This window comes from Dechloromonas denitrificans (genome assembly GCF_020510685.1).
In the GTDB taxonomy this organism is placed as follows: Bacteria; Pseudomonadota; Gammaproteobacteria; order Burkholderiales; family Rhodocyclaceae; genus Azonexus; species Azonexus denitrificans_A.
On record NZ_CP075185.1, the window covers coordinates 616,546 to 630,827 of the forward strand.

Sequence of the window (14,282 nt, forward strand, 5' to 3'; positions counted from 1 at the left end):
GGCTTAGCGTTTGATGAACAGGCCGATGATGTAGATCGCCAGCGCCACGGCCCCGAGCAGCCAGCCGAGGCGGCGCGCGGCGGCGCGGCGGCGCTGCAGTTCGTCAGCGGAAAAACGCTGGGTCATGTTCGCTTCGCTCATTTGACCACCGGCTGGATTTCCCAGCTGTGGTGCGGCGGTGGCGAGGCGAGTTCCCATTCCAGGCCTTCGGCACCTTCCCAGACGCGGTTCTCGACCTTCGGGCCACCCCGTATACAGGCCCAGATATTCCAGGCAAAGAGCAGCTGGCTGAAGCCGAGGATGAAGGCTCCGAGGGTCGAGATCGCATTGAATTCGGCAAACTGCAGCGCGTAATCGGGAATGCGTCGCGGCATGCCGGCCAGGCCGAGGAAGAATTGCGGAATGAAAGTCAGATTGAAGGAAAACACCGTCAGCCAGAAATGCAGCTTGCCGAGCTTTTCGCTGTACATGTGGCCGGTCCATTTCGGCAGCCAGTAATAGACGCCGGTCATCACGCCCATGATGCCGCCGGCGAACAGCGCGTAATGGAAGTGGGCGACGACGAAGTAGCTGTGGTGGTACTGCGCGTCGGCCGCGACGTCGGCGAGGATCAGCCCGGTCAGGCCGGCGATGCCGAACAGGACGATGAAGCCGACGGCGAACAGCATCGGCGTCTCGAAACTCATCGCCCCTTTCCACATCGTGGCGATCCAGCAGAAGAAGAGCACGGCCAGCGGTATCGAAATCGCCATGGTGCTGAACATGAAATAGATCAGCGCCGGCACCGGCATGCCGGCGGTGAAGAAGTGGTGCGCCCAGACCACCACCGAGAGCAGGCCGATGCAGATGAAGCTGTAGACCTGCGCGGTGTGGCCGTAGGTCGGCTTGCGCGAGAAGGTGGACAGGACGTGCGGCATCAGCCCCCAGACCGGCAGCAGCAGGATGTACACCTCGGGGTGGCCGAAGAACCAGAACAGATGCTGAAAGAGGATAGGGTCGCCGCCGCCGGCCGCGTCGAAGAAATGCGTGCCGAAATGGCGGTCGGTGAGCAGCATGGTCACCGCGCCGGCCAGCACCGGCAGCGTGGCGATCAGCATGAAGGCGGTGATCAGCCAGCCCCAGGCGAAGAGCGGCATCTTCATCAGGGTCATGCCGGGGGCGCGCATGTTGAAGATGGTGACGATGATGTTGATCGACCCCATGATCGACGAGATGCCCAGGATATGCACCGCGAAAATGGCGAAATCGACGCCCATGCCGCCCTGTACCGAGAGCGGGGCGTAGAAGGTCCAGCCGGTGGCCAGCGCGCCGTCGCCGATGCCGAGCACGGCCAGGCTGAAGGGCAGAGTGAGCAGGAAGGCGGCCGGCGGCAGCAGCCAGAAGCCCCAGTTGTTCAGCCGGGGCAGCGCCATGTCCGGGGCGCCCAGCATCAGCGGCAGCATCCAGTTGGCGAAGCCGGTGGCGGCCGGCATCAGCGCGCCGAAGATCATTACCAGCGCGTGAATGCCGATCAGCTGGTTGAAGAATTCCGGTTGCATCAGCTGCAGGCCGGGCTGGAACAATTCGGCCCGCACCGCCAGGATCATCGCGCCGCCGACGAAGAACATCAGCAGCGAGAAGCTCAGGTACATCGTGCCGATGTCCTTGTGGTTGGTCGTCGTCAACCAGCGCATGACGCCGCCGGAATAAGGCTCGGCGTGGCCGGCGGGGTGGGTTGTGCTTGCGCTCATGCCAATCTCCTAGCGTAGGGCCTTGACCTGGGCTGGCTGGACCATGTCGCCCCGGGTATTGCCGAAACTGTTGCGTTCGTAGGTGACGACGGCGGCCAGTTCGACATCGGACAGGCTGTTGCGGAATGCCTGCATCGCGGTGTTGACCTTGCCGTTCAGCACGCGGTCGAGATGGCTGTCCTTGGCCGGTTTGCCGTCGGCGCCGAACAGCGGCGCATTGACCACCGGGCTGCCGGCCAGCGCCGGGAAGGCCGGCGGCAGGCCCTGGCCGTTGGTCTGGTGACAGGCGACGCATTGTTTCTCGTAAACTTCCTTGCCGGTCGCCAGCAGTTCGTCCTTGCTCCACGTCCGGTCGGCGCCGCCTGCTGCTGCCTTGGCCTCGGCCTTCTTGGTCTCAAGCCAGACCAGGTATTCGGCTTCCGGCAGCGCCTGGACAACCACCGGCATGAAGCCATGGTCCTTGCCGCACAGCTCGGCGCACTGGCCCCGGTAGATGCCGGGCTTGTCGATCTGCACCCAGGTTTCGCGCAGGAAGCCGGGCACGGCATCGCGCTTGACGCCGAACTGCGGTACCCACCAGGTGTGGATGACGTCGGTCGAGGTGAGCAGCACGCGGACCTTTTTGCCGACCGGCAGGACCACCGGGTTGTCGACTTCCAGCAGGTAATGTTCGCCCTTGGCCTCGGCGTTGCTGATCTGCTGGCGCGGCGTGGCCAGCGTGCTGATGAACTTGACGCCGGCTTCCGGGTACTCGTATTGCCATTTCCACTGCATGCCGGTGACTTTGAGCACCATGTCGGCGCGCGTCTTGGTGTCTTCCATGCTGATGATCGCCTGGACCGCCGGGATGCCCATCAGCACGAAGTCGATGAAGAGCAGGATGGCAAACGGAATGAGCACCCAGAACCACTGCAGCGCGCCGCTCGGCCCGACGAACTTGGCCGGCTGGTGGCCGATGCTTTTGCGGTGGCGGATCATCGAGTAGATCATGATGGCGAACACCACCACGAACAGCACGGTGATGATCAGCATGAACTCGTTGTGAATGTGCAGCGTTTCCCGGGCGATCGGCGTCACCGGTTCCGGGAAGTTGTAGTTGTAGGCCGCCAGGCCAGGCAGCGGCAGCAGCGCTGCCAGGCTGGCCAGCAGACAGCGCGATGATCGAGAATCGGTCTTCAAGCAAGCCTCCTCCTGTGTTGCCTGGCCTCTGGTTCCGCGTTGTCTTTTTTTGCGCTGCCCAGATGCCCGGTTCTAGCCTCAATGCTCTGGTGGACATCTGCTCCTGTTGTGCCGGGGATGCTGACGGGCTTCGGCAAGTGGCCGCGCTTCAAGGAAAGCGGGGCGCAGGGACGACCGGGCAACCAGGCATTGCGCCTTGCTGTCGTGGCTCGCTGAATCGGCCATCCCCTTCCTCCCTTGTGAGAAGCGACGTCAGCATTCAGAATCGGATACATTTACTTAAGTTCAATTAATTTACTCATTGATGATTAATCGCCTGTGCATATTGTTGTGTTGTCTGCTGGCAGTCGCCTGTAGCCGGGAAGCGCCTGCCTTCCGCGCGACCGATCTGACCGGCGCCACGTTCGGCCGCCAGCTGGCCCTGCCCGATCACAACGGCCGGCTGCGTTCGCTGGCCGATTTTCGCGGCCAGGCGGTGGTCGTCTTCTTCGGCTATACCTCCTGTCCGGATATCTGCCCGGGCACGCTGGCCCGCTTCGCCGAAGCGATGAAGGCGCTCGGGCCGGACGCGGCCAAGGTCCAGGTGCTGTTCGTCAGTCTCGATCCGGAGCGCGACAGCGCCGAACGTCTGAAGGCCTTCGTGCCCTGGTTCTACCCGAGCTTCCTCGGCTTGCGCGGCGATGCCGAACAGACCCGCGCCGCCGCCAGCGAATTCCGCGTCTTCAGCGCCCGCAAGGAGGTTGGCGGCGGCCTCGGTTACGTTCTCGACCATTCGGCCGGCGCCTATCTCTACGACCCGGCCGGCCGCCTCCGGCTCTACGTCAAGGATGGCGCCGCCGTCGCCGACATTGTCGCCGACCTGCGCCTGCTGCTCGCCGACTAGCGGCCAGCCGTCCGGCGGCCAAGGTCGAGGCTGCCGATCGCCGGTGCCGCACAGTTCTTTGACAACGCAGCATAGTCATGTATGCTGGCCTGGCATTTTTGACATTTTTATGGGATATGGTGCGATGCAACCGGAACGTCAGCGCCTCATTCGTTCATTGTTCGACGAGTACATCGAGATGTACGCCTCGCGCGACGAGCGCCTGACGACGCGCTTCAGCGAGAACTTCAGCGGCTACGCCGGGAGCAGCGACCGGTTGGTCACCGACCGGGACGAGTGGATCCGGGTCACCCGCCTCGATTTCGCGCAGGTGCCCGGGCGGATCCGGATCGAAATGCTCGACTTCGCGCCGCAGGATCTGGCCGAGGACGTCGTCGCGGCGACCGCCTTTTTCCATATTCACCTGCCGCAACACGACCCCGTTCTGGCGCGCGAAACGGCCCGCCTGGTGCTGGTCTTCCGGCGCGAAGGCGACGCCTGGATGATCGCCCACAGCGGGATTTCGATCCCCTTCGGCCTGGCCAGAGAGGGCGAGGTCTACCCGATGTGGCGCTTGCAGGAACGCAATCATGAACTGGAGGCGCTGGTCGACGAGCGCACGCAAGCGCTGAAAGTCGCCAACGACGCCCTGGCGGCCCATCGCAGCCATCTGGAAACCGAGGTCGAACAGCGCACGGCGGCCCTCTCCATCGCCAAGGAGGCGGCCGAGGCGGCCAGTCGAGCCAAAACCATCTTCCTGACCACGGTCAGCCATGAACTCCGCACCCCGATGAATGCGATCATGGGGATGACCGCGATGGCCCGCAGCCACGCCACCGACCCGGCGCTGGTCCACCGGCTGACGGTGATCGACGGCGCCTCGCGTCGCCTGCTGGCCGTGATCAACGACATCCTCGACATCTCGCGGCTGGAGGCGGAGCGCCTGACCCTGGAATGCCAGGACTTCACGCTGGCCGAAATTCTCGACAACATCACCGCGACCCTCGGCCGCAAGGCCGGCGACAAAGGCCTGCAACTGGCGGTTCATGTGCCGCCGGAAGTCAGCAGCACGCTGCTGCGCGGCGATCCGGTACGCCTGGAGCAAATACTGCTCAACCTGGCCGATAACGCCGTCAAATTCACCGACCAGGGCCGGATCAACTTGCGCGCCGGGCTGACCGAGCTGGGTCCGGACAGCATCAAGTTGAGCATTGAAGTGCAGGACAGCGGCATCGGCATCGCCGGCAAGGACATCGACCGTCTGTTCTCGCTCTTCGAACAAGGCGATGGTTCGCTGAGCCGAAAATATGGCGGCACCGGCCTTGGCCTGGCGATCAGCAAGCGTCTGGCCCAGTTGATGGGCGGCGACATCCGGGTAAGCAGCGAAGCGGGCGTCGGCAGCACCTTCTCGCTGACCGTTCGCCTGAACCGCGCCGCCGGCAATTGAGCGCCGCTAACCGAGCTTGTCGAAAAGCTGCCGGTACAGTCGCCGCATCTGCTTCAGATCGTTGGCGTCGGCTGTTGCGCGGCCGTAGCGGGCCGTCTCGAACAGCCGGGTCAGCGCCGATGTTTCAGCCTCCAGGTGGGGGCGAAACTGGGTCATGGCGGCGAGATATTCGCGGGTGTTGGCGGCCGGTGGGCGGGGCGTATCCTGGATGACGAACAGCCTTTCCATAGCCTGGTAATACTGTCGGGCTCCCGCGCTGCCGCTGGCGTGCTGCGCCAGCAGGCCGAGCCGGAGGTAGTCGTAACGCGTGCGCAGCCAGGTGACGACCTTGACCTCGCGGAGCAGCAGGGCGATGACGCCGAGCAGGATCAGCAGCAACAGCGCGAACAGGCTCAGCCAGGCGGCGGTGCGATGTTTCTGCAGCCACTCCTTGATGGCATTCCACAGTGCCTCGAGGTTTTCCATCACTGGCGCTAGGCTCTGCTGCAGGCTTTCGCTCAGGTTGGCCAATTGTTTGATGGTCGTCGACTGCCAGTGCGGCATCCCCGGGCGATCGGCCGCCGCGCGCATTTCGCCCGGCGTCGGCCAGCCGCGGGTGGATGGGTTGCCCGCGCCGGGCTGCCCGTCGCCGGGACCGTTCTGGCCAGCCGCTGCGCCGTCCGACCCGGCGCCGCCGCTTGCCCCGTCGCCACCCGATTGCCCGGCTCCGCCGCTGCCGGGCGATTCGCCAAGCAGGCCGATATTGCTCAATTGCCCGTAGCGCCAGAACAATTGTGGCCAGGTGACTTGCGGCGTCAGCAGATAGAAGCTCGTGGCGAGTAGCAGAATGGTCGTCGTCGCGGCGGCGATGGCCATCCCCTGCCCTCCGGCCGTCGGCTGGCCAAGGCTGACCTGGCGTAGATCTTCGGCACGCCGGTTGATCTGTTCGGAGACCAGCGTGAAGACCACCGCGGCGACGTAGGGCGCCAAGTAGAACAGCATGGTCCAGTCGGCGCGATAGTGCGATGCGGCGAACATCACCATCACCGCCGAAACCAGCAGGCCCAAGTGCAACTGGCGGCGGCTGGTGGTCACGCAGTTCTGGGCCGCCTGGAGCACGGCGAGCAGGTAGATGCCGGCCCGCGGCAGTCCCCAGAGCGGCATGAACACCAGGACGGTCGCGACAAAGCCGAGGATGAGGACGATTTTTTGTTGTTGCTGGCCGCTTTCCTGCGGGCTGCCCTGTTGCTTCCAGCCGACGCGCAGCGTCCAGGCGAAGACGGCCGCCCACAGGATGACCTCGGTGGAGAAACTGCCGTAGCCGATGTCGAGGAAGGCATTGCAGGCAACGCCCAGGCTCAGCGCGGCGAACAGCCCGAGATAGGCGGAAAAGTAGGTGAGCGGCGGATTCATCGATTGAACAATTGAACCAGGTCGTCGCCGCGGCGGACCGGGACGTAACAGGCCCCGAGTTCGATCAGGGCGGCGGTGAGCTGGGCGTTGTCGCCGGCCGGGCCGGCCGCGGTGAAGGAGTCGCGGTCGAAAATCACCGCGAACAGATTGGCCTGCTTGGCCCTGAGCAGGGTCAGGGCGTGCAGCGTTTCGCGCGTCCTGGCCGTTTGCTCGGCGAGGAAAATCACCACCGTCTCGCCGCGAATGGTGGTTTGCGCGACCTGATCAAGCAGCCGGGCATAGGGCGTCACGCCATCGCAATCGACCACCGCCAACTGGTCGAGGATGCCCTGGTAGTGGGCGTCGCCGGTGCCCGGCTGGCCTTGCAGCCAGGTTTGCCCGCCGGCCCCAGCAAGCCGTGTGCGGATGCTCTGGGTGCAGCCATAACGGGCGATTGAAGCGGCGACCCGGACGGCGTATTCGAAAGTCGACTCCTTGCCGAGGCCGACATTCGATTCGGCGGCCTGGTCGAGCACGATGCTCAGGCAGGCCGAGGCCAGCGGTTCGTACTCCCTGACCATCAGCTCGTTCAGGCGGGCGGTGGTCGGCCAATGAATATGGCGCGGGTTGTCGCCGCGGCGGTATTCGCGCAAGCCGGAAAACTCGGCGGCGCCGGCGCCTTCCGGCAGCAGGTAGCCGCCCCGGTGAATCTGGCTGGGGGCGCCGTGCAGCGGCAGCCCGAGGATGCTGAAGACATCGGGATAAATGGTCAGGGCCTGGACGCCGTCGTTGCGCCGCAGACGCGCTTCGGCCAGGCCGAGCGGGAAACTGGAGGCCAGACTGACCGGGCCGAGCCGGTAATGCCCGCGTTTTTCGCAGAGTACCGGAACGTCGAAGGCGCTGGTGCGCCGGCCCGGCAGGTAGGCCAGAACGCCGAGCACCTTCTCGCCGCCGCCTTGTTCGGGATCGGCCAGGCCGACGAAGGGCAGGCGGTCGACCAGTTCGACCATGAAACGGGGTAGCCATCCCGGGTTGCTGACCTCGACCCGGAAGCGGATGGTTTCGCCTTCCTCGGCCCGGCTCGGGCCGCGCCGCGTCACGCTCAGGCGGCGGACCAGCCAGCGCGGCCAGAGAAAGCCGGTGAGCAGCGTGGCGCCGAGCAGCGCACCGATCGCCCAAGGCAGCGACTGGTCGCGGTTCAGCGCGGAAAGATAGGCGACGACGGTCAGCGCCAGCAACACGATGGCCTTGCGGCGCAGCGTCAGCCAGCCGGCGAGCGAGGGCTGGGGCATGGCCTAGATCGGCGGCGGCAATTGGTCGAGCACTTCGCGCAGGATGTCGCGCGCCGTGCGGCCCATCGCCGCGGCCTGCGGCCGGACGATCAGGCGGTGTTCGATGACCGGGCCGGCCATCGTCTTGACGAGGTCGGGCGAGACGAAAGCCTGGTCGCGCAGAAAGGCCAGGCACTGGGCGCCGCTGGCCAGGGCCAGCGTGCCGCGCGGGCTGGCACCGAGGCGGAGGTCGGGATGCTGGCGGGTAGCGGCGCAGATGCGGGCGATATAGGTCGCGACATCGGCATGGATATGGACCGCCTTGACCGCATCGCGGGCGGCCAGGATGGCCGACTCGTCGATCACCGGCTGCAGATCGTCGATCGGGTGGCGCAGGGCCTGGGCCGCCAGGATGCGCACTTCTTCGTCGAGGCTCGGGTAGCCGACGTGCAGGCGGACGAAGAAACGGTCGAGCTGGGCTTCCGGCAGCGGGTGGGTGCCGGCCATGTCGATCGGGTTCTGGGTGGCGAGGACCATGAAGATTTTCGGCAGCGGGTAGGTGTGGCCATCGACGCTGACATGGAACTCGGCCATGCATTCGAGCAGCGCCGACTGGGCGCGCGGCGTGGCGCGGTTGATTTCGTCAGCGAGCAGGATGTTGGTGAATACCGGCCCGGGGCGGAACTCGAAATCGGTCGTTTTCTGGTTGTAGATCGGCACCCCGGTGATGTCCGATGGCAGCAGGTCGGGCGTGCATTGCAGGCGCTTCATGTCGACCGCCACCGAGCGGGCCAGGGCACGGGCCAGCATGGTCTTGCCGGTGCCCGGAACGTCCTCGAGCAGGACATGGCCGCGGCAGAGCAGCGAAATGACGGCAAACTCGATGACCGGCCGTTTGCCGACGATGACTTTCTCGACGTTGTCGATCAGTGACTGGATGTTTTTCATGGGTTTTTCTATGGCGCGGGCGGGATCATTCAAGATGGCCGTTTGGCGGCTGTTGGTGCCGTGCTCAAGGCCGGCGACGACGACTCGCAGATTACCACAATGGCATTATCGGGTTTGGCTGGCGTCTCGCGGCGGGCGCTGATTCTCGGCGCGCCCGAAGGTCAGCGTGTAGAAAATATCCAGCGCATTGTCGCTGCCGGCCCGGCCGATCAGCGAAATTTGCCGCGTCAGGTTGACCGTCAGCTTGACGATGCTTTCGGCCCGGCCGAGCGATTGCTCGTAGGAGAGCAGGGCGTTGGCCGACAGACGTTTGCCGACGCTGAGGATCTGGTTGCCGGTGGTGGCCGCCGTATCGACCGTGCTGCCGGCCACCCGGCTGCTCAGCTGGCGGCTACCGGTGCTGCCGATGTCGCCCTGGCGGACGCCGAGTTCGTCGATGCCGAACGTGGTTTTCAGCTGCTGGACCAGATTGCCCGAGTTGTTGCCGAGCAGGCCACTGGCTGCCGAGAGCAACACCGTCGCGTCGCCGGCGCTCATCTGGTCGGGGCCGTGGCCGAGGACCAGCCAGGCGAGCTTTTCGGCGTCCGGCAGTTCCGGGTCGGAGACCAGTTTGACGATCGGCCGCTGCACCGTGCCGGCGATCTGCACGCCGGCCTCGACGCTGAGGCCCTTGCGCATGGCGCGGACGTCGAGTGCCGGGTTGTCGAGCAGCCCCTGGAAGGTAAGGATGCCGCGTTCGATGGCGAGCTGCTGGCCATAGGCGTCGAAACGCCCGTCGCGGGTGCGGATCGTCCCGCTGGCCCGTGGCAGGTCGCGGCCGGCGGCCTGCAGCCGGATGTTGCCGGCCAGTCGGGTCGCTAGACCGACGCCGTTGAAGTAGAAGTTCTGGCCGAGGTCGGTGCTGATGTCGAGATCGAGTTTCGGGCGCAGCGTGGCGGCCGTTTTGGCCGCGCCGGGGCGCTTGATGATGACGTCGCTGGACAGCCGTGGCGCGCCGCTCGGGGCGAGTTGCCAGTAGCCGGCATCGACCGCCAGCTTGCCCTTGGCGCCGAAGGTGTCGCCTTGCCAGGTCAGCCGGCCGTCGCCGGAAACGGCTACCCACTGGTCGGGCAGTTGCCAGGCGCCGAGCCGGTCGAGGTGGAAGTCGAGAAAGCCGCTGTCGGCGCCCTTGCTGCGGTCGATCTGCGTCTCGCCGGATATTTCGAGGCGGCCCGGCTGCTCCGTCAACTTGGTTACTGCTTCGCGGCCGGCCAGGCGCAGCGGCCGCGGCATGTTTTGCAGCAGGCTGTCGAAGCTTAGCTGGCGAACGCGCAGCAGGTTGTTGTCGAGGTCGATGAGCAGTTCGCCACGGGCCAGGTTGAGGCCCTGGTCGGGCCGGCGCAGCGCCAGTTTCTCGCCGCGGAAGCGGCCGTTGGTCAGCGGCTGGGCCGGGCTGCCGCTCAGTTTCAGTTTGCCGAAGAAGCGCCCGGCGCTCTGCCATTCGTCGCCGATCAGTTCGGCCAGCCAGCCGAGGTCGGCGATGTCGGATTTCAGGCTGCCTTGCCACGGTGCCTGCTGATTGAGCGTCCAGGCGCCCTGCATGCCAGCGTTCAATTGACCGTCGATCTGGCCGACCCGCGAGCCGCGGGCGCTCAGGCTGGCCCGCAATTGGCGCGGGTCGGCCGCGGCCTGCAGCGTGGCCCGCCAGTCGAGCGGGTCGCCGGCCAGCTGGGCCGGTCCGAAAGACCACTGCTCGGCACCCAGTTCGAGTGCGGCAGGGGCGGTCAGGCGGACATTGCGGGCCGGCTCGGGGCCGCGCAGGCTGGCGTCGAGCAGGCGGCCACGCCAGGTCGGGCTGTGCGCGCCCTGACTCAGTCCGCCTTCGGCCGTCATGTTCAGGGCGAGCTGACCGGCCAGTTCGCCGCTGGCTTGTAGCCGGTGCGCCTGATTGCTGCCTTCGCCGTGCACGCGCAGTTGTCTGGCCAGGGCCGGCTGGGTTGGCGTAGCGAGCTGGGCGATGGCGAGGTCGATCAGCAGCGGCGAGTCGGGCTGACCGCCGGCTTCCGCCGCCAGTGTCAGGCCGCTCAGCCGGCCGAAATCCGGGTGGCCGAGCAGGGCAGCCTCGGCGCGGGCCGCCAGTTTCGGTTGCCGGGCCGTGCCGCTCAGCGCCAGTCGGCCGCTGATGCCGCCTTCCAATCCGTAGGGCGTCAGTTGGTTCGCTTCGATGGCGATGCTCAGCGCGTCGCCGGGGCGGCCGAAGGCGCCGCGCGCCTGCAGCGTGTTGGCGCCGGCGGCGAGCGCGATGTCGGCCTGCGGAATGCGGGGCCAGTCGATGCTCAGCTTGCCGTGTCCGGTCAGCGGCTGTTTGGCGAGCAGGCTGTCGGTCAGCGCGAAGCTGGCCGTGACGACCGGGCGCGGTGCCAGCTGACCCTGCGCGGTCAGCTGGGCATTGATCCGGGCAGCCGGCACCTTGGCGAAGCGGCTCGGATCGAAATGGCTGAGGTCGCCGCGGGCGGTGAAAGCCAGCTTGTCGTTCATCGCCAGTTCGCCGCTGGCGGCCAGCCGGGCGTCGCCGGCGCCGATTTCCAGGCGATCGACGTTGATTTTCTCACCGGCATGGCTGGCGGCGGCGCGCAGGGTGAACTTGGGGTCCTTCAGGTCGAGCTTGATGGCTTGCCGGTTGGCGGCGAGGTTCGCAGTAATCGGCCCGGCCAACCGGGTTGGCCGCAGTGCCGAGACGATTTGCGCCGCGTCGAGGTTATGGGCATCGAGATCGAGGGCCAGCGCGCCATTCGCCCATTGCCCGTGGCCGCTCAGTTGGCCCGGGCCGCCCAGCCCGGCCTGGAGATTGTCGAGTCGGGCGCTGGCGCCCTGCCAGTCGAGGCGGCCGGTGAGGCTGGCCAGCGGCAGGCGCTGGCGGTCGAGCGGGCCGGGCTGCGGGTTGCTCAGCGTGAATTCGCCGGCCACGCCGTCGCCTTGTGGCGCGAGGTCGGCGCGCAGGCTGAGACGGGCTTTGGGCGCGGCACGCTGCCAGGCGGCCGGATCGATATTGGCGAGGGCGATGCGGGCGCTGGCAAAAGCCGCCGGCGCGAAGGGGGTGAGCACCACCTCGGCTTCGCCTTCGATGCCCTGGCGGGCGACGGCCTGCAGCGCCAGGCGTTCGAGCCGGCCGGCGGCCTGCACGGCAAGGGCCAGCGGCTGCTCGGCGAGCTGGCCGGTGAGTTCGGCACCGGCCGAGAGCAGCAAGGGCGACGCGCCATCCAGCGTCGCCTGGCCGCTGACGGCGATATCCGCGGCGCGCGCCCGGAAGTCGCTCAGGCGATGGTGGCGACCGTCGCTGCTCAGGCGCCCGGCGATGTCGCTGGCGGTCAGCAGGTTGCCGTAGTGCAGCGCGGCGATCAGCACGTGATCGATGTCGACCGCCAGCGGCAGCCGCAGGTCGGTCGGCGGCGGCGTCGGTGCCGCGCTCGGGGCGCTGACGATGTGCAGTTGCTCGATACGCAGTTCGGCAATCGCCAGGCTGCCGCGCAACAGCGCGGCGGGCGACCAGTCGACATGGATCTGCTCGGCTTGCACCTGCAGCTCCGGCGTTTGCCAGCGTAGCGTGGCGATATCCAGTGGGCCGAGCAGGCGGCCGCTCGGCCGCTCGATCTGCAGCCGGCCGCCGCTGGCGCTGCCGGCCAGCCGGGCCAGTTGGTGCAGGCCGCTGGCGCTGCCGGCCAGCCAGACCGTGCCGCCGGCAATGGTGGCGAGGAGCAGCGCGGCGCTCAGGACAAGGGCGCGGCGCATCTCAGAAGGGAATTGCCAGGGAAAAGTGCAACTGCACTTCGCCGGTCCGCTGACCGTAGGCCAGATCGACCCCGATCGGTCCGGCCGGACTGCGCCAGCGCGCGCCGAGGCCGTAGCCGACGGCCAGCTTGATGTCGGCGAGGTCGTCGATCGCATCGCCGGCATCGACGAAGGCGGCGATGCCCCAGCTGTCGTTCAGCCAGTGCGTGGCTTCGGCGCTGACGACGCCGAGATAGCGCCCGCCGACCGTCGCCGCGCCTTCCTTGATGCCGAGGCTCTGGTAGGCATAGCCGCGCACCGTGCCGGTGCCGCCGGTGCGGAACAGGTAATCCTGCGGAATGCGCCGGCGCGAATCGGCCTGGGTGTAGCCGACCTCGCCGCGCAGGGTCAGCGTATCGACCCGGCCGAGCGGTACGTACTGCAACCAGCGGCCGTGCAGGCGGACGAAGTTCTGGTCGGAGAGCGCCGCCTTGGCGCCGCCGCCGACCTGCGCCTGGAGCACGATGCCGTGGTGCGGGTCGAGCAGGCTGTCGACCCGGCGCCAGGTCCACATCACGTTGGGGACCAGCGCCCGGCTGGTGGTTTCCGGTGCGCCGTCCGGATTGCGGCGTTCTTCCTGCCAGTTCAGCGACAGGCGCTGTTCGATGCTGCCGCGCTGCTGCACGGTCTGCGCGCCAAACGCGTAGCGCTCGGTCCGCAAGCCCTGGATGTCGCTGCCTTCGGCCATCAGGCCGACGCTGTGCCGGCGGTTCTTGCTGTCGGGCGGCAGGAAGACGTCGGCGTAGGCGGTTTGCCGCTTCTGCTCGAGGCGCACGCCGCTGTTCAGTTCCCAGGCCTGACTGAAGAGATTGGGGGTCTGGTAATTGACCTCGACGCGGGCCCCGGTGTTCGAGCTGGCGCCGGCCCCGAAGCCGATGCGGTGCGGCTGGCGCTCGCGGACGGCGAGCAGCACCGGGGCGGTGATTGTCCCGTCGGCATCGATATCGGCGTCACTGGCCGCCGGATCGAGCGTCGCCTGTACCGAAGCGAAGTAGGGCGTCGCTTGCAGCGTGCTCTGCAACGTGTTCAGGCGGTCGGCGCGGTAAGGCTCGCCGGCATGGACGACGCGGTTGTAGCGTTCGATCAGGTCCGGCGTGTAGCGTTGCAGGCCGGTGATGCGCAGCTCGCCGAAGCGGTAGCGCGGGCCGGCGTCGTAGTGGGCGCTGAGCGTCGCGCGCTGGCTGGCGGTGTCGATTTCGGCGGCGCTATCGACCAGCCGGGCGCCGGCATGCTCGGTCGCCAGCAATTCTCCGAGCACCTGCTGCTTGGCGGTATTCCAGTCGGCCTGGCGGAACGGCCGGCCGACCGGCAGGGACCACCCGGCGATCAGCGCCGCCCGGGTCTCGGCCGCGAGCGGGCCGTCGATGGCGACATCGACTTGGCCGATGGTGGTGCGCGGACCGGGATCGACTTTCAGCAGCAGCCGGCCGTCGCTATCGGCGAATTCGAGACGTGGCGAAAAATAGCCCTCTGTTGCCAGGATCTCGCCGAGCTGCTCTTCCAGCTTGTGCCGGCTGCCGGCCTCGGCCGGCAGGTAGGGCGTCAGCAGTTCGCTGATCGCATCGGTTGCCTGCAGCTCGATCTCGCCGGCCGCGAGCGGCGCGGCGAGCGCCATCAACAGCATGGGGAAGAGGCGCCGGGACGCCGCCGAGGCTTTGCTCACCGCC

General features: G+C 67.1%; 10 protein-coding genes. 2 read left to right on the plus strand and 8 right to left on the minus strand.

The genetic code is table 11. The annotated features are described in order from the left end of the window. Positions 1-3: 3 nt before the first annotated feature. The 3 genes from KI611_RS03085 to coxB are packed head-to-tail and all read right to left on the minus strand — an operon-like array spanning position 4 to position 2,909. On the minus strand, positions 4-141 hold the full coding sequence (locus KI611_RS03085) for a hypothetical protein (RefSeq protein ID WP_226418368.1): 138 nt from the start codon (positions 139-141) through the stop codon (positions 4-6). Then, entirely contained in the window at positions 138-1,730 is a 1,593-nt protein-coding gene (gene ctaD, locus KI611_RS03090; RefSeq protein ID WP_226418369.1) for a cytochrome c oxidase subunit I, read from the minus strand. Before ctaD ends, KI611_RS03085 begins: the two co-directional genes overlap by 4 nt. A 9-nt stretch (positions 1,731-1,739) precedes the next feature. After that, complete coding sequence (gene coxB, locus KI611_RS03095; protein ID WP_226418370.1) at positions 1,740-2,909, minus strand: cytochrome c oxidase subunit II; 1,170 nt, start codon at positions 2,907-2,909, stop codon at positions 1,740-1,742. A 304-nt stretch (positions 2,910-3,213) separates the two neighbouring features. Between coxB and KI611_RS03100 the strand changes: the two genes are divergently transcribed. Together KI611_RS03100 and KI611_RS03105 are read left to right on the plus strand one after the other, a co-directional pair. Further along, on the plus strand, positions 3,214-3,792 hold the full coding sequence (locus KI611_RS03100; RefSeq protein ID WP_226418371.1) for an SCO family protein: 579 nt from the start codon (positions 3,214-3,216) through the stop codon (positions 3,790-3,792). Between the two features lie 124 nt (positions 3,793-3,916). Continuing rightward, entirely contained in the window at positions 3,917-5,218 is a 1,302-nt protein-coding gene (locus KI611_RS03105) for an ATP-binding protein (protein ID WP_226418372.1), read from the plus strand. Between the two features lie 6 nt (positions 5,219-5,224). On the opposite strand, the gene KI611_RS22080 is transcribed toward KI611_RS03105, so the two are convergent. From KI611_RS22080 to KI611_RS03130, 5 genes are all read right to left on the minus strand, one after another. Continuing rightward, entirely contained in the window at positions 5,225-6,610 is a 1,386-nt protein-coding gene (locus KI611_RS22080) for a DUF4129 domain-containing protein (protein WP_264180086.1), read from the minus strand. After that, complete coding sequence (locus KI611_RS03115; RefSeq protein WP_226418373.1) at positions 6,607-7,881, minus strand: DUF58 domain-containing protein; 1,275 nt, start codon at positions 7,879-7,881, stop codon at positions 6,607-6,609. Before KI611_RS03115 ends, KI611_RS22080 begins: the two co-directional genes overlap by 4 nt. Before the next feature lie 3 nt (positions 7,882-7,884). Further along, complete coding sequence (locus tag KI611_RS03120) at positions 7,885-8,808, minus strand: AAA family ATPase (RefSeq protein ID WP_226418374.1); 924 nt, start codon at positions 8,806-8,808, stop codon at positions 7,885-7,887. A gap of 105 nt (positions 8,809-8,913) precedes the next feature. Next, a complete protein-coding gene (locus tag KI611_RS03125; protein WP_226418375.1) occupies positions 8,914-12,576 on the minus strand; it encodes a translocation/assembly module TamB domain-containing protein in 3,663 nt (1,220 codons plus the stop codon). A gap of 1 nt (position 12,577) precedes the next feature. Beyond that, entirely contained in the window at positions 12,578-14,278 is a 1,701-nt protein-coding gene (locus KI611_RS03130) for an autotransporter assembly complex protein TamA (protein ID WP_226418376.1), read from the minus strand. Positions 14,279-14,282: the final 4 nt, after the last annotated feature.